Annotated in this window: 23 protein-coding genes; 13 read left to right on the forward strand and 10 right to left on the reverse strand. The window is 72.2% G+C overall.

What is annotated here, in order from left to right; translation table 11 throughout:
- The 4 genes from VLI41_RS15065 to VLI41_RS15080 form a co-directional block, all read left to right on the forward strand.
- Window positions 1-1,076 (forward strand): AIR synthase related protein (locus tag VLI41_RS15065; protein WP_325268903.1); only part of this gene is annotated, 1,076 nt, incomplete at its 5' end.
- 114 nt (window positions 1,077-1,190) lie between these two features.
- Window positions 1,191-2,144, forward strand: a complete 954-nt coding sequence (locus tag VLI41_RS15070) for a phytanoyl-CoA dioxygenase family protein (protein WP_325268904.1) — start codon at window positions 1,191-1,193, stop codon at window positions 2,142-2,144.
- Complete coding sequence (locus tag VLI41_RS15075; RefSeq protein ID WP_325268905.1) at window positions 2,141-3,103, forward strand: alpha/beta hydrolase; 963 nt, start codon at window positions 2,141-2,143, stop codon at window positions 3,101-3,103. The genes VLI41_RS15070 and VLI41_RS15075 overlap by 4 nt, the downstream gene beginning before the upstream one ends.
- A 200-nt stretch (window positions 3,104-3,303) precedes the next feature.
- The gene (locus VLI41_RS15080) at window positions 3,304-3,711 is read left to right on the forward strand and encodes a YybH family protein (RefSeq protein ID WP_325268906.1); all 408 of its coding nucleotides are present in this window, start codon (window positions 3,304-3,306) and stop codon (window positions 3,709-3,711) included.
- Window positions 3,712-3,714: 3 nt separating this feature from the next.
- Here VLI41_RS15080 and VLI41_RS15085 read toward each other — a convergent pair whose 3' ends face one another.
- The gene (locus VLI41_RS15085) at window positions 3,715-4,359 is read right to left on the reverse strand and encodes a glutathione S-transferase family protein (RefSeq protein ID WP_325268907.1); all 645 of its coding nucleotides are present in this window, start codon (window positions 4,357-4,359) and stop codon (window positions 3,715-3,717) included.
- A gap of 25 nt (window positions 4,360-4,384) precedes the next feature.
- Complete coding sequence (locus tag VLI41_RS15090; protein ID WP_325268908.1) at window positions 4,385-5,182, reverse strand: enoyl-CoA hydratase/isomerase family protein; 798 nt, start codon at window positions 5,180-5,182, stop codon at window positions 4,385-4,387.
- Between the two features lie 503 nt (window positions 5,183-5,685).
- On the opposite strand from VLI41_RS15090, the gene VLI41_RS15095 reads away from it, so the two are divergent.
- Entirely contained in the window at window positions 5,686-6,828 is a 1,143-nt protein-coding gene (locus VLI41_RS15095; protein ID WP_325268909.1) for an alanine racemase, read from the forward strand.
- A gap of 203 nt (window positions 6,829-7,031) precedes the next feature.
- Here VLI41_RS15095 and VLI41_RS15100 read toward each other — a convergent pair whose 3' ends face one another.
- The 3 genes from VLI41_RS15100 to petA form a co-directional block, all read right to left on the reverse strand.
- Window positions 7,032-8,174 carry a PLP-dependent aspartate aminotransferase family protein gene (locus tag VLI41_RS15100; protein WP_325268910.1) on the reverse strand — a complete coding sequence of 381 codons (1,143 nt, stop codon included), beginning with the start codon at window positions 8,172-8,174 and terminating at the stop codon, window positions 7,032-7,034.
- Between the two features lie 30 nt (window positions 8,175-8,204).
- Entirely contained in the window at window positions 8,205-8,576 is a 372-nt protein-coding gene (locus VLI41_RS15105) for a CHY zinc finger protein (protein ID WP_325268911.1), read from the reverse strand.
- Between the two features lie 111 nt (window positions 8,577-8,687).
- Complete coding sequence (gene petA, locus VLI41_RS15110; protein WP_325268925.1) at window positions 8,688-9,212, reverse strand: ubiquinol-cytochrome c reductase iron-sulfur subunit; 525 nt, start codon at window positions 9,210-9,212, stop codon at window positions 8,688-8,690.
- A 189-nt stretch (window positions 9,213-9,401) separates the two neighbouring features.
- On the opposite strand from petA, the gene VLI41_RS15115 reads away from it, so the two are divergent.
- On the forward strand, window positions 9,402-9,782 hold the full coding sequence (locus tag VLI41_RS15115) for an SgcJ/EcaC family oxidoreductase (RefSeq protein ID WP_325268912.1): 381 nt from the start codon (window positions 9,402-9,404) through the stop codon (window positions 9,780-9,782).
- Here VLI41_RS15115 and VLI41_RS15120 read toward each other — a convergent pair.
- Window positions 9,779-10,204, reverse strand: a complete 426-nt coding sequence (locus VLI41_RS15120; protein WP_325268913.1) for a helix-turn-helix domain-containing protein — start codon at window positions 10,202-10,204, stop codon at window positions 9,779-9,781. The two genes, VLI41_RS15115 and VLI41_RS15120, sit on opposite strands and share 4 nt — an antisense overlap.
- 83 nt (window positions 10,205-10,287) lie before the next feature.
- On the opposite strand from VLI41_RS15120, the gene VLI41_RS15125 reads away from it, so the two are divergent.
- A complete protein-coding gene (locus VLI41_RS15125) occupies window positions 10,288-10,518 on the forward strand; it encodes a GDCCVxC domain-containing (seleno)protein (protein WP_325268914.1) in 231 nt (76 codons plus the stop codon).
- Window positions 10,515-10,916, forward strand: a complete 402-nt coding sequence (locus VLI41_RS15130) for a hypothetical protein (protein WP_325268915.1) — start codon at window positions 10,515-10,517, stop codon at window positions 10,914-10,916. The genes VLI41_RS15125 and VLI41_RS15130 overlap by 4 nt, the downstream gene beginning before the upstream one ends.
- A 16-nt stretch (window positions 10,917-10,932) precedes the next feature.
- Here the strand turns inward: VLI41_RS15130 and VLI41_RS15135 are convergent, their stop codons facing one another.
- Together VLI41_RS15135 and VLI41_RS15140 are read right to left on the reverse strand one after the other, a co-directional pair.
- Window positions 10,933-11,328 carry a VOC family protein gene (locus tag VLI41_RS15135; RefSeq protein ID WP_325268916.1) on the reverse strand — a complete coding sequence of 132 codons (396 nt, stop codon included), beginning with the start codon at window positions 11,326-11,328 and terminating at the stop codon, window positions 10,933-10,935.
- A gap of 107 nt (window positions 11,329-11,435) precedes the next feature.
- Window positions 11,436-11,831, reverse strand: coding sequence for a PRC-barrel domain-containing protein (locus tag VLI41_RS15140; RefSeq protein ID WP_325268917.1), 396 nt, complete (start codon window positions 11,829-11,831; stop codon window positions 11,436-11,438).
- A gap of 228 nt (window positions 11,832-12,059) precedes the next feature.
- On the opposite strand from VLI41_RS15140, the gene VLI41_RS15145 reads away from it, so the two are divergent.
- Window positions 12,060-12,821: a phosphatase PAP2 family protein gene (locus tag VLI41_RS15145; RefSeq protein WP_325268918.1), complete on the forward strand. Its 762-nt coding sequence runs from the start codon at window positions 12,060-12,062 to the stop codon at window positions 12,819-12,821.
- A gap of 9 nt (window positions 12,822-12,830) precedes the next feature.
- On the opposite strand, the gene VLI41_RS15150 is transcribed toward VLI41_RS15145, so the two are convergent.
- Window positions 12,831-14,663, reverse strand: a complete 1,833-nt coding sequence (locus tag VLI41_RS15150; protein ID WP_325268919.1) for an NAD(P)/FAD-dependent oxidoreductase — start codon at window positions 14,661-14,663, stop codon at window positions 12,831-12,833.
- An 86-nt stretch (window positions 14,664-14,749) separates the two neighbouring features.
- Here VLI41_RS15150 and VLI41_RS15155 point away from each other — a divergent pair, with 86 nt between their 5' ends.
- From VLI41_RS15155 to VLI41_RS15165, 3 genes are all read left to right on the forward strand, one after another.
- Entirely contained in the window at window positions 14,750-15,358 is a 609-nt protein-coding gene (locus VLI41_RS15155) for a hypothetical protein (protein WP_325268920.1), read from the forward strand.
- Between the two features lie 67 nt (window positions 15,359-15,425).
- Window positions 15,426-15,560 (forward strand): hypothetical protein, encoded by a 135-nt coding sequence (locus VLI41_RS15160; protein ID WP_325268921.1) that lies wholly within the window; start codon window positions 15,426-15,428, stop codon window positions 15,558-15,560.
- A 34-nt stretch (window positions 15,561-15,594) separates the two neighbouring features.
- Window positions 15,595-16,416 carry a type II CAAX prenyl endopeptidase Rce1 family protein gene (locus VLI41_RS15165; RefSeq protein WP_325268922.1) on the forward strand — a complete coding sequence of 274 codons (822 nt, stop codon included), beginning with the start codon at window positions 15,595-15,597 and terminating at the stop codon, window positions 16,414-16,416.
- A 3-nt stretch (window positions 16,417-16,419) separates the two neighbouring features.
- Here VLI41_RS15165 and VLI41_RS15170 read toward each other — a convergent pair whose 3' ends face one another.
- The gene (locus VLI41_RS15170) at window positions 16,420-17,232 is read right to left on the reverse strand and encodes a phytanoyl-CoA dioxygenase family protein (protein WP_325268923.1); all 813 of its coding nucleotides are present in this window, start codon (window positions 17,230-17,232) and stop codon (window positions 16,420-16,422) included.
- Between the two features lie 208 nt (window positions 17,233-17,440).
- Between VLI41_RS15170 and VLI41_RS15175 the strand changes: the two genes are divergently transcribed.
- Complete coding sequence (locus VLI41_RS15175) at window positions 17,441-17,710, forward strand: hypothetical protein (RefSeq protein WP_325268924.1); 270 nt, start codon at window positions 17,441-17,443, stop codon at window positions 17,708-17,710.
- Window positions 17,711-18,006 lie beyond the last annotated feature (296 nt).

Here is an 18,006-nt window from a genome sequence, read left to right on the forward strand (position 1 = left end):
CCACGCCGCCGCGGCCGGTCCTGACCGCCGCGGACGTCCCCGCCCCCGCCGACTTCGGCCAGGCGGTGTTGAAGCTGATGGCCACGCCCGACATGGCCTCCAAGCGCTGGCTCTGGGAGCAGTACGACCGCCACGTGATGGCCGACACCCTGGCTGACAGCGCCACCGCGGCCGACGCCGGGATCGTGCGCGTGCACGGGACGCGGAAGGCCCTCGCCGTCACCTCCGACTGCACCCCGCGCTACGTCTCCGCCGACCCTTTCGAGGGCGGCAAACAGGCGGTCGCCGAGGCCTGGCGCAACCTGACCGCGGTGGGCGCCGAGCCCATCGCCATCACCGACAACCTGAACTTCGGCAATCCCGAGCGGCCGGAGATCATGGGCCAGATCGTGCGCGCCATCGAGGGCATGGCCGAGGCCTGCCGGGCGCTGGCCTTCCCGGTCGTCTCCGGCAACGTCAGCCTCTACAACGAGACCAACGGGCAGGCCATTCCGCCGACGCCGACAGTGGGCGCGGTGGGCCTGATCGCCGACTACGCCCGGCGCGCGGACTTCGCGAGCCTGCGCGCCGGCCAGCACCTGGTGCTGTTGGGCGAGACGCGGGGCGAGCTCGGCGCCTCGATGTTCCTGCGCGAGGTGGCGGGCCGCGAGGACGGCGCGCCGCCGCCGGTGGACCTGGCGGCCGAGAAGCGCAACGGCGACTTCATCCGAACCGCCATCCAGTCCGGGCAAGCCTCTGTCGTGCATGATCTTTCGGACGGCGGCCTGATCGCTGCGGTCGCGGAGATGGCGCTGGCCTCGGGCTGCGGGGCGCAGCTCGACCGGCCGGCGGATCTGCCGCTGCACGGCTTCCTGTTCGGCGAGGACCAGGGCCGCTATCTGGTGGCGACGGCGGCGGGCGATGCGCTGCTCGCCGCGGCGGAGGCGGCGGGCGTTCCGGCGCGGATCGTGGGCGCGGCGGGCGGCGACGAGCTGGCGGCGCCGGGCGTCTTCAGCCTGCCGCTCGCCAAGCTCCGCCAGGCGCACGAGGCCTGGCTGCCGGGCTACATGGCCGGTTCGCAGCCGCTTTCCGCATGATGGCGGGGGCTTGTCGCGGCCGGCCATAGACGCGAAGCTCGCTCCGCAAGAGCGCCTGCGCTCGGCGCTCATGGTGGCCGGGACGTGCCCGGCCCTGACGGTGGAGACGGGCGGATGGCGGACGGAATGGCGCTGGCGTCGGACCAGAGGTTCCGGCCTGAGGACGTCGAGACCTGGCGGCGCGAGGGGGCGGTGGTGATCCCCGGCTTCTTCACGCCGCAGGAGACCGCCGCGGTGGTCGCCGATTTCGAGGCGGTGTTCGGCCGCTCCGCCGGCGCGGCCGAGGCGCTCGAGCGCAAGGCCGAGGGCAGGGTCGGGCGGTTCCATCCCTCGCAGTTCAAGGGCGTGGCCCCGGTGCCGCTGCCCTGTTCGCCGGCGCTCAACCTGATCGGCGTGCACCCGGCGCTGATCGCCTTCGCCAAGGCCGCGCTCAACGCCGAGGCCGTCCATGTCTACCAATGCCAGGCGTGGGCCAAGTTCACCGGCGAGAGCGACTACGACCAGCCGTTCCACTGCGATTTCCCGAACCATACCCTGACGGCGCCCTCGGAGGACGAGGCCCGGAACTCGGTGACCATCCTCTGCTACTTCACCGACGTCAGCGACGCGCACGGGGCGATGCACTACGTGCCGCGCACCGACAGCGCCAAGGTCGCGGGGCCGGACGCCACCCTGAACACCGATCCGCAGGCCCAGGCGGAGCTGCAGGCGGGCTTGTCGGCCTATGAGCGCTCGAGCGCGGCGCCGGCGGGATCGGCCGTCCCCTACACCATCGACGTCTATCACCGCGGCACCAACCTGACCGCGCCGAACGGGCGGCGCTTCGCGCTGATGAGCTGCTGGAAGAAGGCCGGGGACGAGGCGATCGGCTTCCACGCCTGGCCGTTCCACCATACCCAGCCGTGGGCGAGGATCTTCGACCACGCCAGCCCCGAACAGCTCGCCTGCTTCGGCGTGCAGCCGCCAGGGCATCCGTTCTGGACCGAGACCACGCTGGCGCGCGCCCAGGCGCGATATCCCGGCTGGGACCTGACGCCCTATCGCGCGGCGCTCGCGAAGGCCGCATGAGCGAGGCGGCGCACGCCGTCATCGGGCCGGAGTTCGAGACCGCGCCGGAGTATGCGATTGAGCCGGAGAGGCCGCGCGGCGCGGTCGGCGCCTTCGTCATGGACAGCCGCGACAGCGCCATCTACCCGGGCATCCGGCGGCTGGAGAACGACGTCACACGCCGGCGCGACGCCTGGGGCAACCGGATCGCCGCCGAGGCGCACGAGCAGTCCGCCGCCGACCCCTATCTGCGCACCGTCTGGACCTATGTGCCGGCGCAGCTCGCGAAGGATGCCCCCGCCCCGCTGATCGTGGCGCAGGACGGGCGGCTCTACCTGAACCACCTGCCGCGCGTGCTCGACACCCTGATCGCCGAAGGCCGCATCCCGCCGATGGTGGCGGTGATGGTCGAGAGCGGCGGGGGCGATGCGCAGGGCTCCGAGCGCGGACTGGAGTACGACACGCTCTCCGGCGTGTACGCGGACTTCATCGAGACCGAGGTGCTGCCGCGCGTCAGCGAGGCGACCGGCGTCGCGCTGAGCGACGATCCGGACGGCCGCGCGACCATGGGCGTGAGCTCCGGGGCCGCCTGCGCCTTCACCATGGCCTGGTTCCGGCCCGACCGGTGGCGGCGCGTGCTCTGCTGGTCCGGCACCTTCGTGAACCAGGCCTCGCCTCCGGACCCCGCGACGCCGCGCGGCGCCTGGGAATACCACGCGCGCCTGATCCCCGCCGCGCCCCGCAAGCCGCTGCGCGTCTGGCTAGAGGTGGGCGAGAAGGACCTGCACCACGAGGACCCGGAGGAGAGCTGGCACAACTGGCCGCTCGCCAACCGGCGGATGGCCCAGGCGCTCGCCGCCAAGGGCTATGAGCACCGCTTCACCTTCTCGCTCGGCGGCCGCCACGGCGACCTTCGCGTGCTCGAGGCGACCCTGCCCTCGGCGCTGGAGTGGGCGTGGGCGGGGTATGGGGGCGGTTAGCTTCCCCTCCCCCGGCGCGGCGCGCGGGAGCGTTGACATACGGCAGGGCATCCCCAGCTCAGCTTGGGGGAGCTGATCCGATGATCGCGACGGTGCTGGGCTTGCTCGTGGTGTACGGCCGCCGGTGGCGAGCGCCGGAATCGGGCCTGTCGGACTCGGCCGCCTTCGCCCGTCCTGGGGGCGCACGCGGAGTGGGACCGATGACCGAAAATCCCGAAGTCGCGCGGATCGAGGCCCTGCTGGAGGCCTGGGCGGAGGCGGTGCGCCGGCACGACGTGCCCGCCATCCTGGCGCACCACGAGCCGGACATGCTGATGTTCGACCTGCCGCCGCCGCTGCAGTGCCGCGGGATCGAGGCCTACGAACAGACCTGGGATCTGCTGTTCCGCTACCACAGGCCAGGGACCGCGTTCGACTTCCGCGAGCTCGCGGTGACCGCCGGCGCCGAGGTCGCCTTCGCGGCGGCGATCATGTGGTGCGGGCCCGACGCCTCCAGCGACCCTGCGGACAAGGACGGCTTCCTGTTCCGCCTGACGGTCGGCCTGCGCAAGACCGGCGGCGAGTGGCGCATCGCCCACGAGCACCACTCCGTGCCCGCCGCGGCCTGAACGTCATCGGCGGGCCGCTTCGGCGGCCCAGGCCCGCGTGGCGTGGCAGGTCTCCATCGCCCGCCTGTAGGCGTCGCGCCCGCTCGTGCGGGCCACATAGGCCTGCTCCGCCTCGCCGAGCGCGAAACACCCGCTTCGCTGGGCGAATTCCAGGGCGTAGGTCACCGAGATGTCGGCCGCCGTGAAGCTGTCGCCGGCAAGATAGGGCGAACGCGCGAGCTGCCGGGTCACCAGCCCCAGCCGGCTCTCGAAGACTTCCAGCGCCTTGCGGGCCCCCCAGTTCCGACGCTCGGCCTCGGGCGCGAGGTTGCGGCTGACGACGACGAAATACATCGAGCCGGCGAGGCCCGCTTCGCCGAGGTGCAGGAACTGCTGGTAGGCCGCGAAAGCTGGATCGTGCGGGTCCGGCGCCAGCGGGGTCGGACCGTAGCGGGCGATCAGGTACTCCATGATGGCGATCGACTCGACCATGGTGACCTCGCCGTCCCGGATCGCCGGGATGAAGCCGGCGGGGTTGATGGCCAGATACTCCGGATCGTTCTCGACGCCGGCCAGCAGGTCCACCGGCCGCAACCGGTAGGCAAGCCCCATCTCCTCCAGCAGCCAGACGACCCGGAAGCCCCTGCCTTCGCCGAACACCGTGATCATCTCGGCAAGTCCCCTTCGGTCCGGCTCACCGCCCCTGGAACACCGGCGGGCGCTTCTCCAGGAAGGCGCGGCGGGCTTCCTGGCCGTCCTCGCTGCGGAAGGCGCGGCCGATGTTGGCGACCTCGTAGCGGAGCTGGCTCTCCAGCTCGACCGCCTCGGTCGCGCGCGCCATGCCGCGCTTGAGCAGCCGAAGCGTGATCGGCGACCAGGCGCAGAGCGCGTGGCAGTATTCGGCCAGGCGGCCGGCGAACCGGGCGTCGTCGACCACCTCGCCCGCCATGCCGAGCGCCACCGCCTCCTCGCCCAGAACGGTGCGGTTCTCCATCATGAAGCGCATGGCCTGCTCGTAGCCCATGGCCTGCGGCAGGGTGATGGTGAGGCCGGCGTCGGGCGAGCCGCCGATCCGGGTGTAGCCGGCCATCAGCCGGGCGGACCTGGCGATCAGCCGCACGTCGGTGGCCATGGCGAGGCCCAGGCCCGCGCCCACCGCGACCCCGTTGATGCCGCCCACCACCGGCTTGTCGCAGCGCTTTCGGATGGCGAGCAGGAACTCGCCGACCCAGCCGATGTCGTCGAGCTGGGCGGCCATCGGCGTCTTCGGGTGATAGGGCTCATTGGCCGGCGACAGGTCGAGCCCGGCGCAGAAGGCGTCGCCCGAGCCGGTGAGCGCCACCACCCAGACACGATCGTCGACCGCTGCGGCCTCGACCGCCTCGATGACGCCCCAGGCGAGCGCCTGGCTGAGCGCGTTCTTCTTCTCCGGCCGGTTCAGCCGGATGGTCCTGACGTGCCCCTCGTCGGTGACCTCGACCAGCTTGCCCATCTCGCGCCCTCCATTGTTTGCGGCGGCCACCATAGGTGAAGGCGGTTTTGGGCGACCACGAAAAACACGAAAGGCCACGAAAGAGGGAACCACGGATTTCACGGATCGGAGAGCCCGAGCATGGATCGAATGATCGCGCCGAGGCGCGATCGATGTTGGATACGAGCGCCGACCAGCCTCGATCCGTGAAATCCGTGGTTCCGGCGCGCAGCGCCTTTCGTGATTTTGGTGTCTTTCGTGGTTCGAGGCTGGTGTGGAGCCGCGGCGTGGACCCGTTCACCACGAAAGAGGGAACCACGGAAAACGCGGAAAGACGCGGAAAGCCGGAGAGTTGTCGGAGGCCTGGCCGTTCATGCGGATCCCGCCAGGGCGCGATCGAGAATTCCCCGCCCCGGAGATCACTGCCGCCTTCCGTGTTTTCCGTGTTTTCCGTGGTTCACGCGCGGAGCGCCTTTGGTGATTTTCGTGTCTTTCGTGGTTCGAGGCTGGTGTAGAGCCGCGGCATGGACCCGTTCACCCGCCCCCACATGGAAGCCGCCCGCGCGCTGATCGGGGCGCCGGGGTCGCGGCAGGCGATCCCGACGCCGGCGGCGGTGCTGGAGGTGGAGGCGTTCGAGCGCAACCTGGCGCTGATGGCCGCGCGGGCCAGGGCGGCGGGGCTGGCGCTTCGGCCGCATGCGAAATCGCACAAGTGCGGCTGGATCGCCCGGCGGCAGATCGCGGCCGGGGCGATCGGGATCTGCTGCGCCAAGCTGGCCGAGGCCGAGGCGCTGGCGGCGGCGGGGATCGGCGCGATCCACGTCACCTCGCCGATCGTCGGCGAAGCTGCGGCCAGGCGGGCGGCGGCGCTGGCGGGATCGCTGGAGGACTTCCGGATCGTCATCGACCATCCGGACGGCGCGGCCGAGCTGGGCCAGGCGGCGGCCTCGCCGATGCAGGTGCTGATCGACGTCGACGTGGGCACCGGGCGGACCGGCGTCTCGGGCGTCGAGCAGGCGCTCGAGGTGGCCCGCACGGTCGCCGCCCAGCCGAACCTGAATCTGATCGGGGTGCAGGGCTACGGGGGCCACTGGCAGCACCTGGAGGGCGCCAACGCGCGGGCCTCGGCGGTGGCCGGCGGCATGGCGCGGCTGTCGGCGGTGGTCTCGGCGCTCAGGCAGGCCGGCGCAGAGATCCGGGTGGTGACCGGCGGCGGCACCGGCACCTTCGAGGCCGACGCCGCGCAAGGCGTGCTGAACGAGGTGCAGCCCGGCTCCTACGCCTTCATGGACCGCGAGTACCGCGAGGCGCTGAAGGACGACCCCGACGGCGACTTCGAGCAGGCCCTGACGATCGCGGCCACGGTGATCAGCGTGAACCACCCGCGCTGGGTGACGGTGGACGCCGGGCTGAAGGCCTTCTCCACCGACGGGCCCCTGCCCGCCGCCGTCACGGCGAAGTTCGCGGGCTGCGGCTACCGGTTCTTCGGCGACGAGCACGGTCTGCTGATGCGCCCCGAGGGGCGCGACGTCGCACGCGGCGAGCGGGTCGAGTTCGCGCCGGGCCACATCGACCCGACCATGGACCGCTACGACCTGCTGTGGCTGGTGCGCGGCGAGGTGCTGGAGGACGTGGTCCCGATCGAGGCCAGGGGGGCGAGCCAGTGATGCCGGCGCCCTTCTCCCCTTGCGGGAGAAGGTGTCAGCCGGAGGCTGACGGATGAGGGGTCGCGCCAAGCGACCTCTCGCATCCGGCTGAGCGCGGAACCTCCACGGCTTGCAGGATACGCGTCAGGACATCGCCCCTTCGGGGCCACCTTTTCCCACAAGGGGAGAAGGAAACGTATAGTGAACATTTGAACCCGTCCAGCCTAGCTCCCCAGCGCCTGGTCGAGGTCGGCGATGAGGTCGGCGGGGTCTTCCAGGCCGGTGGAGAGGCGCAGCAGGTCGCGCGGGGTCGTGGCGCCGACCTCGACCGAGGCGCGGTGCTCGATCAGGCTCTCGACGCCGCCCATGGAGGTGGCGCGCTTCCACAGCCTGACGCGGGCGGCGACGGCGAGCGCGGCGGCCTCGCCGCCCCTGACCCTGAGGCTCAGCATGCCGCCGAAGCCGCCCTGCATCTGGCGCAGCGCCACCTGGTGCTGCGGGTGGCTGGCGAGGCCGGGGTAGAGCACCGCCGCGACGCGCGGGTCGGCCGCGAACCGCTCGGCGATCTGCTGCGCCGAGCGGCAGGCCCGCTCGACGCGCAGCGGAAGGGTGCGCATGCCGCGCAGCAGGAGCCAGGCCTCGATGGGCCCCAGGACCGCGCCCTGGTGCACGCGCAGGAAGCCGATCCGCTCCCAGAGCTCGTCCTCCACCGAGGTGACCAGCGCGCCGGCGAGCACGTCGGAGTGGCCGTTCAGGTACTTGGTGGCCGAGTGCATGACGAGGTCGGCGCCGAGCGCGATCGGATGGGTGATGGTCGCCGCGCCCACCGTGGAATCGACGGCGAGCCTGGCGCCGGCCCGGTGCGCCAGCTCGGCGAAGGCGGCGATGTCGCTCACCTCCCACATCGGATTGGAGGGCGTCTCCAGCCACACGAGCCGGGTGCGGCCCGGCCGGATGGCGGCGGCGACGGCCTCGGTCGCGGCGGCGTCGACGAACTCCACGGCCAGTCCCCATTCGACGGCATGGAGCCTGAGCCACTGCTGCAGGCCGTAGTACATCACCTTCGGCGCGATCACGTGGTCGCCGGGCTTCAGCGCCAGGAACACCGTGCTGGCGGCCGCCAGGCCGGAGGCGAAGAGCATCGCCGCCTCGCCACCCTCCAGCCGGGCCAGCAGGGCCTCGGGCTGGCCGTAGGTGGGGTTGTCGATCCGGGTGTAGTTGAACCCTCCGGCGAGCTGATAATTCGCCTCGCGCAGATAGGTGGTGGAGACGTGGATCGGCGGGATCAGGCCGTGCGCCGCCTCGTCGGTCCAGCCCAGCGCCTGGGCCGCCAGGCTCGCCGGAGCCCAGCTCTCGTTGTCGGCCATCGCGCCCTCCTGAGGCCCTCGTCCGGCCTGCTATAGAGCGGGCGGCGGGGGCGTGTCAGCCGGGACGGCGGGGACTGCGGCCGGCACGGCGAAATAGAGGTGGCGGTGAGCCTCGCAGCCGGGATTGAACGGGGCGGCGCAGCGCGGGCAGCGGCTGGCGCAGGCGAAATACTCGCGCACCGTGAGCTCGCTCCCGCAGGCGCCGCAGAGGATGGCGGGCCGCTCCCATTCGGCCTCGGGCCAGAGCTGGGCGGGATGGTCCGCCAGCGCGTCGTGGCATTCCCGGCAGGCGTAGTAGGCGCCGCAGCAGCGCATCTTCATGGCGACGATGTCGAGCGGGCCATGCCAGTGCGCGCAGCGGGACTGCGGATCGAGATCGAGGCCGTGGACGCTCGGCCGCACAGGTGAACTCCTCTGGAAACCGGCGCCCGGCGCGGGCGCGGGCCCCGGCGAGCATGTCTGGCGGGAAGGCTAGGTCGCGACGCGGGCCCGGGCAACCAGCGGCGCGCCGGCTCAGCCGAGCCTGACCTTGCCGCCCGGCAGGAAGCTGTAGTCCGGCAGGTAGAGGTTCTTCGGCGCCGGCCCTTTGCGGATGCGTCCGGAGGTGTCGTAGACCGAGCCGTGGCAGGGGCACAGCCAGCCGCCGTACTGGCCGAGGCCGAAGGTGGGCACGCAGCCCAGGTGGGTGCAGACGCCGATGATGATGAGCCACTCGGCCATGCCGGGCTTGTGGCGGCTCTCGTCGGTGGCGGGGTCGCGCAGGTCTGCGTGGTCGCCGGCGACCGCCTCGGCGATCTCCTTGGGCGTGCGGTGGCGGATGAACACCGGCTTGCCGCGCCACTTCACCACGATCTGCTGGCCGAGCACGACCTTGTCGTAGTCGGTCTCGATGGTGGCGAGCGCGAGGGAATCGGCGGCCGGGTTCATCTGGTCGATGAACGGCCAGGCCATGGTCGCCACCGCGCCGGCGGCGGCCGCGCCGGTGACGATGTAGAGGAAGTCCCGCTTGGTCGAGGACCCGCCGGGTTCGGCGGGCATGGGCGCATCGGTCACTGGCGTCTCCGGGCCCTCCCAGCGGACGATCAACGGTCCAACCGGCCATGGAGTTCGGAATTAATATCGTGACACGATATGAATGGGCCGCCGCGTCGGGGGGCGCGCCGGCCGATGTGGAAGGCGGCCCCGGCCTCTGGTCTAATCGGCGCCTGGACCCTGCGGGAGGAGAAGATGACCGACGACGAGCGGGCGATCCGCGAGGTGGTCGAGACCTGGATTCGGGCGAGCCGCGCGGGCGATGCGGCGACCGTGCTGTCGCTGATGACCGAAGACGTCGTGTTCATGGTCCCCGGCCGCGAGCCGTTCGGCCGCGAGGCGTTCGAGGCCGCGGCCGGCGCAGCGGGCCCGCAGATGGACGGGACCAGCGAGATCGTGGAGCTCCAGGTGCTGGGCGAGTGGGCGTTCAGCCGCAACCGCCTCGACCTGACGATCACGCCGCCGGGGGCTGAGACGCTGCGCCGCTACGGCTATACGCTCACGCTCTACCGCAAGGGCGCCGACGGCCGCTGGCGGCTGACCCGCGACGCCAACCTGCTGGCGCCTGTGGGCTAACCGCCGCCCGCGCCGGCGGAGCGTTCCGCGTACAGCGCCTCGATCAGCGGACAGCCCGGATCGTCGCCCGCGTCGCAGGCGCGCACGGAGGCCGTCAGCGCCCGTTCCATGCGCCTGAGGTCGGCGATGCGCGCGCGGACGTCGCTCAGATGTCGCGCGGCCAGGTCCCGCACCTCGGCGCACGCCGCCTGGCCGCCGGCCGCCAAGCCCAGCAGCGCTCGCACCTCGTCCAGGGTGAAGCCCAGCTCGCGCGCCCGGCGCACGAACCCCAGCCGGGCGACATCCACGCCGCCATAGCTGCGGTAGCGGCCGCGCCGCGGCGGCGCGGGCAGCAGGCCGATGCGCTCGTAGTAGCGGATCGTCTCGATGTTGCAGCCGGTTCGCCGGGAAAGCTCACCGATCGGGATCGTCTGCTCGGGCATGTGAGGACGCCTGCAAATGAGCGCTTGAGTCTGTAGTCGCTACAGATGGCATCCTGCGCCGCAATAGGCCAGGAGACCACGCCATGACCGCCGCGACGGCGCCGCGAGCAGACCCCATCCGGACGCGCTCGACGCTCACCTGTCCCCACTGCGGCCATCGGGCGACCGAAGCCATGCCGACCGACGCCTGCCAGTATTTCTACGACTGCAGGGGCTGCGGCGCGGTGCTTCGGCCGAAGCCCGGCGATTGCTGCGTCTTCTGCTCCTACGGCGATGCGCCCTGCCCCCCCATGCAGGCGGGCGACGGCGCATGACGTCCGAAGAGCGAACCGGGCGAGGCTCCGCGGACTTCCTGAGGAATCCGCTGAGCGCGGCCTTCTGGTGGGGGCTTCCGCTGGCGGCGGGGTGGACGGGCGAGGCCCTGCCGATCGCAGCGCCGGACAAGACCCTGGTCTGGGCCGCGGCGCTGGCCTGGATGGGCGTGGGCTGCGCGCTCAACGCCCGCCGATGCCGCAGGCTGCACTGCTTCCTCGCCGCGCCCGTGCTGTTGCTGGGCGCCGCGGCGACCGCGCTGGTGGCGCTCGGCTGGACCCCCCTTGGGCCAATCGCCGCCGGCTATCTCGTCAACGGCAGCCTCGGCCTCGCCCTCCTGACCTTCCTGGCGGAGCCCGTCTGGGGCCGATACCGCACCCGCCGGCCGCGCGCGGGGTGAGGCTGGGAGGCCGCGGCTACTTCTGCACGAGCTGGGTCAGCACCCCGCCGGTCATCGACGGATGGATGAAGACCTGGCCCTTCACCGGATTGCCAGGGCCGGGATCGCCGACCAGGCGGACGCCGCCTGCGCGCAACCCCGCAAGCGTCGCCTCGAGGTCGTCGACCTGCATGGCGACGAGGTGGACGCCCTCGCCGCGCTCCTCCAGCCGCTTGGCGATCGGACCCTCGTCGCCGAGGTTCGAGACCAGCTCGATGAAGCTCTCCGGGAAGCGGAAGAAGGCCATCTTCATGCCGGCGGCCGGCGCCTCGCGCCGCTCGCTCGCGCCCATGCCGTAGATCGTCTCGTAGCGGGCGACCGCGGCGTCGAGATCCTTCACCGCGATCACCACGTGATCGACACCCTTGAACATCGCCGGACCCTCACCTGCCTGCGCGAGTGCTAGCAGGCGGGCGGAAGCGGGACAACGCCGTTCGGCGCCCCCTCCACCGCCGGGGAGGAGGGGGCGCGCGAAGCCGATCAGTAGGGATAGGTCAGGCCATAGGCGCCGTAGACGCGCTCGCCGTAGTTGCGATCGAAAGTCGGCTCCTCGCGGCCGAAGTGGGGGGCCTTCTCCAGCGTCGACTTGTCGATGTCGACGACATAGCCCTTCTTCTGGGTGTCGTAGTCGAGAACCTCCCAGGGCAGCGGATAGTAGTCCTCGCCCATGCCGAGCACCCCGCCGAAGGTGAGCACGGCGTACTCGACCTCGCCCGAGACCTTGTCGACCATGAAGTTGTGGATCGAGCCCAGCTTCTCGCCCTGGCGATTGAACACCGTGGTGCCTTCCACCTTGTCGGAGGCGATCAGGCGGTCCGTCTCGTCGATGGCCGGGCGGCCCTCGTCCTTGCCGAAGCTTCTGTCTTCGTTTTCCATCTGGGGCCCTCTCGAGGATTGAACTCCCCCCGGACGCGCCGCCAACCGGCGGGACCGGCTGGGCTTGCAACGCAGTGGGAGACGCCCCCGACAACCACCGCCGGGGCTGCGCAGTTCGGGCCCGGCGCGGCTTTCTTTTGCGGGGGTGCGCCGGCCCACGCCGGAACCTCGCCGCCGCTCGCACGGCCGCGGCGCGGAACCTGATTTGCCGCTCGTGCTTACGAGGCCATGGCGATCCGAGCCGCGCCGCAGACCGTGAGAGCCCTCCTGGCGCACCTGGTCCGCACGGAGCTGCGGCTGCTGATCGGCCTGGCCGGCGTGTGCATCGCGGTCTGGGGCTTCTTCTCGGTGATGGGCGAGGTCCGCGAGGGCGACACCTACCGGCTCGACCGCGCGCTGCTGCTCGCCCTGCGCCGGCCGGGCGACCTGCAGGTCCCGATCGGGCCGCGCTGGCTGCAGGAGACCGCCCGCGACGTCACCGCGCTGGGCGGCTTCACCGTGCTGGCGCTGGTGGTCGCGGCGGCCTTCGCGCTGCTGCTGATCCACCGCCGGCGAGCCCAGGCCTGGGTGCTGCTGGCCGCCGTGCTGCTGGGCCAGGGCCTGGCGGAGCTGGTGAAGCAGCTGATGGGCCGCGCCCGGCCGGACCTCGTCCCGCACCTGGACCAGGTCTATTCCTCGAGCTTCCCGAGCGGCCACTCGGCGATGTCGCCGGTGGTCTATTTCACGCTGGCCGGGATCCTCGCCGCCGGCGAGCCCGACCGCGCGGCCAAGGCCGTCATCCTGGGCGGGGCGGCGGCCCTGGTGTTCGCGATCGGGGTCAGCCGCGTCTATCTGGGCGTCCATTGGCCGACCGACGTGCTGGCGGGCTGGGCGATGGGGACCGCCGTGGCGCTGGCGGCCACGCTCGTGCTGCACGCCCTCGCCCCGCACCGCGCCCGCCGCGCCGGGGCGCCGCAGGAGACGCCGGTCGCCAGCTCGCCCGCGCCTTAGCCGCGGGGATCAGCCGAGGGCGATGCCCGGCAGGTCGCCGGCGGCGCGCCAGGCGCGGAGCTTCTCGAAGAAGGCGATCGACCCCGCGCCGTACATGTCGGAGAAGAAGCCCTGGCGGTTGCCGCTCGCGCCCTCGGAGTTGTAGTAGCCCGGCGTGCACTCGGCGTAGAACCGCTGGCCCATGCGCGCCAGGCTCCTGACCTCGGCGACATAGTCGGCCTCCGCCTCGGCGGTGGGCTCGATCACCTCGGCGCCGCGCGCCTTCGCGCCGGTGACGATGTGGGTGACGTGATCGGCCTGCTCGTAGAGCGCCATCGGCACGCTGACCGTCACCGCGGTCTGGGTGAAGCCCAGGAAGAAGCAGTTCGGGAAGCCGTGGCTGGTCAGGCCATGCAGGGTGCGAAGCCCCTCGGCCCAGTGCTCCGAGAGCGTGCGGCCGCCGCGGCCTGTGATGTCGTAGCCGGCGCGGCGCGTGTAGGAGGTGCCGACCTCGAAGCCGGTGGCGAAGATCAGGCAGTCGACCTCGTAGGCGCGGCCGTTGGCGACCACGGCGGTCTCGGTGAGCTGCTCGACGCCCTTGCCGTGGGTGTCGACGAGGCTGACGTTCGGGCGGTTGAAGGTCTGCAGGTATTCGTCGTGGAAGCACGGCCGCTTGCAGAACTGGCGGTACCAGGGCTTCAGCAGCGCGGCGGTCTGGGGGTCCTCGACGATCGCGTCCACGCGGGCGCGGACCTGGTTCATCTTGCGGTAGTCGGCGAGCGTCATCAGCTCGGCGCGCTCCTCGGAGGTGAGCCTGCGGCCGAGCTTCTTGGCGGCGTGCTTGGCCGCCGTGCCGGTGAGGTTGCGGAAGATGTCGGTCCAGCCGTCGGCGACCAGGTCCTCGTCCTGATCCCCGCCGGAGACCAGGATGTTGAAGTTCTCCATCCGCCGCCGCTGCCAGCCGGGCTCGAGCGTCTTCACCCACTCCGGATCGGTGGGGGCGTTGTTGCGCACATCGACCGAGGAGGGCGTGCGCTGGAAGACGTAGAGCTGCTTCGCCCATTCGCCCAGGTGCGGCACGCACTGGATGGCGGTGGCCCCGGTGCCGATGATCCCGACCCGCTTGTCGGAGAGGCCCGTCAGCCCACCCGCCGACGAGCCGCCGGTGTAGCGGTAGTCCCAGCGGCTGGTGTGGAAGGTGTGGCCCCCGAACGCGTTGATCCCGGGAATTCCGGGCAGCTTCGGCCGGCTCAGCGGGCCGTTGGCCATCGCGACGTACTGCGCGCGGAACCGGTCGCCGCGGTCGGTCTCGACGATCCAGCGCCGGGCGGCCTCGTCCCAGGTCAGGCCGATGATCTTGGTCTGCAGCAGCGCGTCGTCATAGAGCCGGTAGCGGGTGGCGATCCGGCGGCTGTGCTCGAGGATCTCCGGGGCGAAGGCATACTTGTGTCGGGGGACGTAGTTCAGCTCTTCGAGCAGCGGCAGGTAGACGTAGGATTCCACGTCGCACATCGCGCCCGGATAGCGGTTCCAGTACCAGGTGCCGCCGAAGTCGCCGCCGGCCTCGACCATGCGGATCTTCTGAAATCCCGCCTCGCGCAGGCGCGCGCCCATCAGAAGGCCGCCGAAGCCGCCGCCGATGATCGCGAACTCCACCTCGTCGGTGAAAGGCTCGCGGGTGAAGCCCGGCTCGACGTAGGGGTCCTCGACGAAGTGCGAGAACTCGGCCGTCACCTCCACGTACTGGGAGATGCCGTCGGGGCGCAGGCGCTTGTCGCGCTCCGCCAGGTACTTTTCGTGCAGGGCGTCGGGATCGAAGTCGATCTCGCCCACGATCTCGGCGATCTCAGGTCGGATGGTCATGGCGCATCCCGTGTTGGGCGGCGGAGATTGGCGCGGATGACGCGGCGGGCGTCAAGCGATTGACGAAGCCGCCGCCGGGGTGTCGCATGGCTGCGCAGGCTGACGGGAAGGACAACCTCATGAATCTTCGTGGATTAGCAGGGCTTACGGCGCTGGCCGGAAGCCTGGCGCTCGCCGGCGCCGGCCTGGCCCACCCGGGCGGGGGCGGCGGAGGCGGCGGAGGCGGCGGCGGCTTCGGCGGCGGCGGCATGGGCCACGGCGGCGGCTTCGGCGGCGGCGGGCCGCCCGGCCTGAGCGGCGGCTTCGGCCACAACGGCGGCCCCACATCGCGCCCGGAGGTCGGATCGCACACCTCGACCTCGGTGCTCGACCGCAACAGCCACCTCGACGGCTCGCTCTCCAACGCGCTCGCCAAGGGCGGGATCGCCGTGCCGGGCGGCGACCTGAAGACCGCCTGCGCCGGGTTCCGCAACCTCGGCGGCTGCGTGGCGGCCCTGCACGTGGCCAGCAACCTCGATCTGCCGGGCGGCTTCGACGCGCTCAAGGCGCGCATGACCGGCGACAACGCCGTCAGCCTGGGCCACGCGATCCAGGCGCTGCGGCCGAGCGCCGACGCCCGCGCCGAGGAGCGCAAGGCGAACCGCCAGGCCGACGCCGACCTGCGCCATGCCGACGACGAGGTGGCCGGCGACTAGGGTCCGGAACCCCGGCGGGGGCCCGACGACTTGATGAGCGCCGCTACGCCGTGTCCCGGAGGCGCCCATGAGCGAACCCCTGCCGCCCGACCCCGTCGAGCCGCCGATCCCGCCGGAGCTGCCGCACTCGCCGGAGCCGCCTGACATCCCGCTCTCGCCGTGGCCCGACAGGCCGCCGGAGAGCCCCGACCAGGCGGGGTGAAGCCCTGGGCGGCCGGATCGGCTAGCATCGGCGCATGGCGCGATTCTGGGCGGAATTCGCGGTGCTCTACGGCGCGGCGCTGTTGGGCGCGCTGGGCCTGATCCCCTACCTGCTGCGGCTCGCGGCGCAGGCGAGCGGCGGGCGCAAGCCGCGGCTGAGCGCCCCGCAGCTGGCGCTGGCGGGCTGGCTGCAGACCGCCGTGCTGTTCGCCCCGGTGGTGGGCCTCGGGCTGATCGCGGCCCATGCGGTGGGCCGGGGCGCGCCTTACCTCGAAGCCGCGCTGGGCGGGTTCGCCGCCTGTCCGCTGGTCGGGCCGATGCTGCGGATGGCGATCATCGTGGGCGCCGTGTCGGGCGTGGCGCTGACCGCGCTGGACCTCCTGCTGCTGCCCTGGCTGCCGGCCCAGATCCGCGAGCTCGCGCGGCGGACCACGCTCGTCGAGAACTTCGCCGCCTCGTTCTACGGCGGGATAAACGAGGAGCTGCTGACCCGCCTGCTGGGCGTCTCCGGCGCGGCCTGGCTGCTCGCGCGGATCTGGGCCAACGCCGCCGGCGCGCCGACCGCCGCCGACGCCTGGGCCGCCATCGTGATCATGGCGCTGCTGTTCGGGCTCGGCCACCTGCCGGCCGCCAAGGCGATGGTCGGGCGCATCACGCCGCTGATCCTCGGGCGCAGCCTGGTGCTGAACGGGGTGGTGGGCCTCGCCTGCGGCTGGCTGTTCTGGACCTACGGCGTCGAGGCGGCGATCCTCGCCCACTTCACCGCCGACCTCGTCTACCACGTGGGCGGGACGGTGCTGCTGCGGCTCTACGAGCGGCGCTGGCCGCCCGCGCCGCGCCCGGAGCCGGCCGGCTGAGGCTCAGGCCTTGGCGTCGATCGTCTCGGCGAGCATCAGCCGCGGCGTCGCCCGCGCGTTCGGCGCCCCGGCATGCACCACGCCCGGATGCATCAGGATCACGTCGCCCGGCGCGCCGGTCATCTCGCCGACCCGCAAGCGAACCTCGCCGAGCGCGCCGCCGCCCGCCATGAAGCGCCGGAGCCGCTCGGCCGGCTCGCCGGGGGCGCAGAGCCCGGCCATCCAGGGCGAGCGGGCCTTCAGCGCGCCCAGCACGGCGGCGGAGCGGATCCAGCTGCGGCTTGGCGCCTGGGCCATCATCAGCAGGCTCGCGCGGTGCGAGCCCGCCACGTAGAGCGTGCCGCCGCCGCCGGGCTCGGCGGGCGCGAGGAAGGCGAAGACGCGCACATGGTCCGGCCAGGGCTCGAGCACCACGCCGGGCGCGATGTCCAGGTGCCACGACTGGTGCGGCAGGCTCCATTCGGCCGTGTTGGGGAAGGTGACCAGCGGCAGGCCCGGATGAGGCGGCGGCGCCCAGCCACGCCCGCCGAAGAAGCCGTCGAGGACGGCGGCGAGACCCTCGCTCAGCAGCGGCGCGAAGGCCCCCGCGCGGCGCAGCTCGCGGAACTGGAAGGCCCGGTCGGGCCAGGTCTCCCGCCGGTCGCGAAGCGCGCCATAGCGGGCGGCGAGGTCCGCCCAGAGGCGCTCGGCCATGGCGTCCACCGAACGGCGGGGGATCAGGCCCGGAAGGCGCACGACTCCCTCTTCCAGGAACTGGGCGCGCTGCTCGCGGGTGAGGCTTGCCCCGGGTGGGGGCCGGTTCGAAAGGCTCGGCATCGATCTCTTGTCCCAGGCGCAAGGCGCCGCGCCCGCAAGCGCGGGCCCTCAGGTGGTCGGCGGCCAGCCAGCCGCGGCCTGGGACGGATCAGTGCACGAACGCTCCTCTGCTCGATGGAGCCTAGCACAGACGCGCCGCCGCGTCGCGCTCGCGCCTGAGGGGAGACGCCGTGCGGGGCGGGGCGGCGGCGTGCTAACCCTGGAGCCCATGAAGGCGCGCCTCCTCGTCATCGCCGCGGCGCTGGGCCTCTCGGCGTGCGGCGAGGCCTATTACGCCTACGACTACGACCCCTACGCCGGGCCGCGCGGACATTACGTGAGCCCGTTCGATCCCCACCCGCGCGCCGCCGCGCCGGCCTGCGGGCGCTGGGTGATGAGCGGCCCCTACGCGGACGGCTACCGCGGCCCCTATTACGCCGGACCCTACTGCGCCGACGCCGTGCAGGTGGGCGCGATGGCGCCTCCGGCCGCGCCCTGACATGGACCGCGCCCGGGGAGCTGCGGCCGCCGAGCCGACGAGAGGATCGCCGGTGGGCGCCGGCGCCGCATGGCGGTATTCACCCGCTCGCCTGGCCACACCCCATCCCAACCCTTCCCCATCGAGGGGAAGGGCGTTCGAGCGCGACGCCTCCAATGTGCAACGAATACCGCTTCAAGCAGTCGCTGGATAAGATCGCCGAGGAGTTCAGCCGGATCCGGCTGCCGATCCATTGGCTGGGCGGCGCGCCGAACCTGGAGCCGCGGGATTCCATCCGCCCGACCGATCCCGCGCCG

Origin of the sequence: Phenylobacterium sp., assembly GCF_035475775.1 — a bacterium.
Classification (GTDB): Bacteria; Pseudomonadota; Alphaproteobacteria; order Caulobacterales; family Caulobacteraceae; genus Phenylobacterium.

What these genes read in the sequence shown, in the direction of transcription:
- VLI41_RS15095 (WP_325268909.1), top strand. Translation starts at nt 5,686, where the DNA reads ATGGACCCGTTCACCCGCCCCCACATGGAAGCCGCCCGCGCGCTGATC.
- VLI41_RS15170 (WP_325268923.1), bottom strand. Translation starts at nt 17,232, where the DNA reads ATGCCGAGCCTTTCGAACCGGCCCCCACCCGGGGCAAGCCTCACCCGC.
- VLI41_RS15175 (WP_325268924.1), top strand. Translation starts at nt 17,441, where the DNA reads ATGAAGGCGCGCCTCCTCGTCATCGCCGCGGCGCTGGGCCTCTCGGCG.
- VLI41_RS15085 (WP_325268907.1), bottom strand. Translation starts at nt 4,359, where the DNA reads ATGATCACGGTGTTCGGCGAAGGCAGGGGCTTCCGGGTCGTCTGGCTG.
- VLI41_RS15145 (WP_325268918.1), top strand. Translation starts at nt 12,060, where the DNA reads ATGGCGATCCGAGCCGCGCCGCAGACCGTGAGAGCCCTCCTGGCGCAC.
- petA (WP_325268925.1), bottom strand. Translation starts at nt 9,212, where the DNA reads ATGCCCGCCGAACCCGGCGGGTCCTCGACCAAGCGGGACTTCCTCTAC.
- VLI41_RS15150 (WP_325268919.1), bottom strand. Translation starts at nt 14,663, where the DNA reads ATGACCATCCGACCTGAGATCGCCGAGATCGTGGGCGAGATCGACTTC.
- VLI41_RS15135 (WP_325268916.1), bottom strand. Translation starts at nt 11,328, where the DNA reads ATGTTCAAGGGTGTCGATCACGTGGTGATCGCGGTGAAGGATCTCGAC.
- VLI41_RS15140 (WP_325268917.1), bottom strand. Translation starts at nt 11,831, where the DNA reads ATGGAAAACGAAGACAGAAGCTTCGGCAAGGACGAGGGCCGCCCGGCC.
- VLI41_RS15115 (WP_325268912.1), top strand. Translation starts at nt 9,402, where the DNA reads ATGACCGACGACGAGCGGGCGATCCGCGAGGTGGTCGAGACCTGGATT.
- VLI41_RS15155 (WP_325268920.1), top strand. Translation starts at nt 14,750, where the DNA reads ATGGCTGCGCAGGCTGACGGGAAGGACAACCTCATGAATCTTCGTGGA.
- VLI41_RS15160 (WP_325268921.1), top strand. Translation starts at nt 15,426, where the DNA reads ATGAGCGAACCCCTGCCGCCCGACCCCGTCGAGCCGCCGATCCCGCCG.
- VLI41_RS15130 (WP_325268915.1), top strand. Translation starts at nt 10,515, where the DNA reads ATGACGTCCGAAGAGCGAACCGGGCGAGGCTCCGCGGACTTCCTGAGG.
- VLI41_RS15125 (WP_325268914.1), top strand. Translation starts at nt 10,288, where the DNA reads ATGACCGCCGCGACGGCGCCGCGAGCAGACCCCATCCGGACGCGCTCG.
- VLI41_RS15080 (WP_325268906.1), top strand. Translation starts at nt 3,304, where the DNA reads ATGACCGAAAATCCCGAAGTCGCGCGGATCGAGGCCCTGCTGGAGGCC.
- VLI41_RS15075 (WP_325268905.1), top strand. Translation starts at nt 2,141, where the DNA reads ATGAGCGAGGCGGCGCACGCCGTCATCGGGCCGGAGTTCGAGACCGCG.
- VLI41_RS15100 (WP_325268910.1), bottom strand. Translation starts at nt 8,174, where the DNA reads ATGGCCGACAACGAGAGCTGGGCTCCGGCGAGCCTGGCGGCCCAGGCG.
- VLI41_RS15165 (WP_325268922.1), top strand. Translation starts at nt 15,595, where the DNA reads ATGGCGCGATTCTGGGCGGAATTCGCGGTGCTCTACGGCGCGGCGCTG.
- VLI41_RS15120 (WP_325268913.1), bottom strand. Translation starts at nt 10,204, where the DNA reads ATGCCCGAGCAGACGATCCCGATCGGTGAGCTTTCCCGGCGAACCGGC.
- VLI41_RS15090 (WP_325268908.1), bottom strand. Translation starts at nt 5,182, where the DNA reads ATGGGCAAGCTGGTCGAGGTCACCGACGAGGGGCACGTCAGGACCATC.
- VLI41_RS15070 (WP_325268904.1), top strand. Translation starts at nt 1,191, where the DNA reads ATGGCGGACGGAATGGCGCTGGCGTCGGACCAGAGGTTCCGGCCTGAG.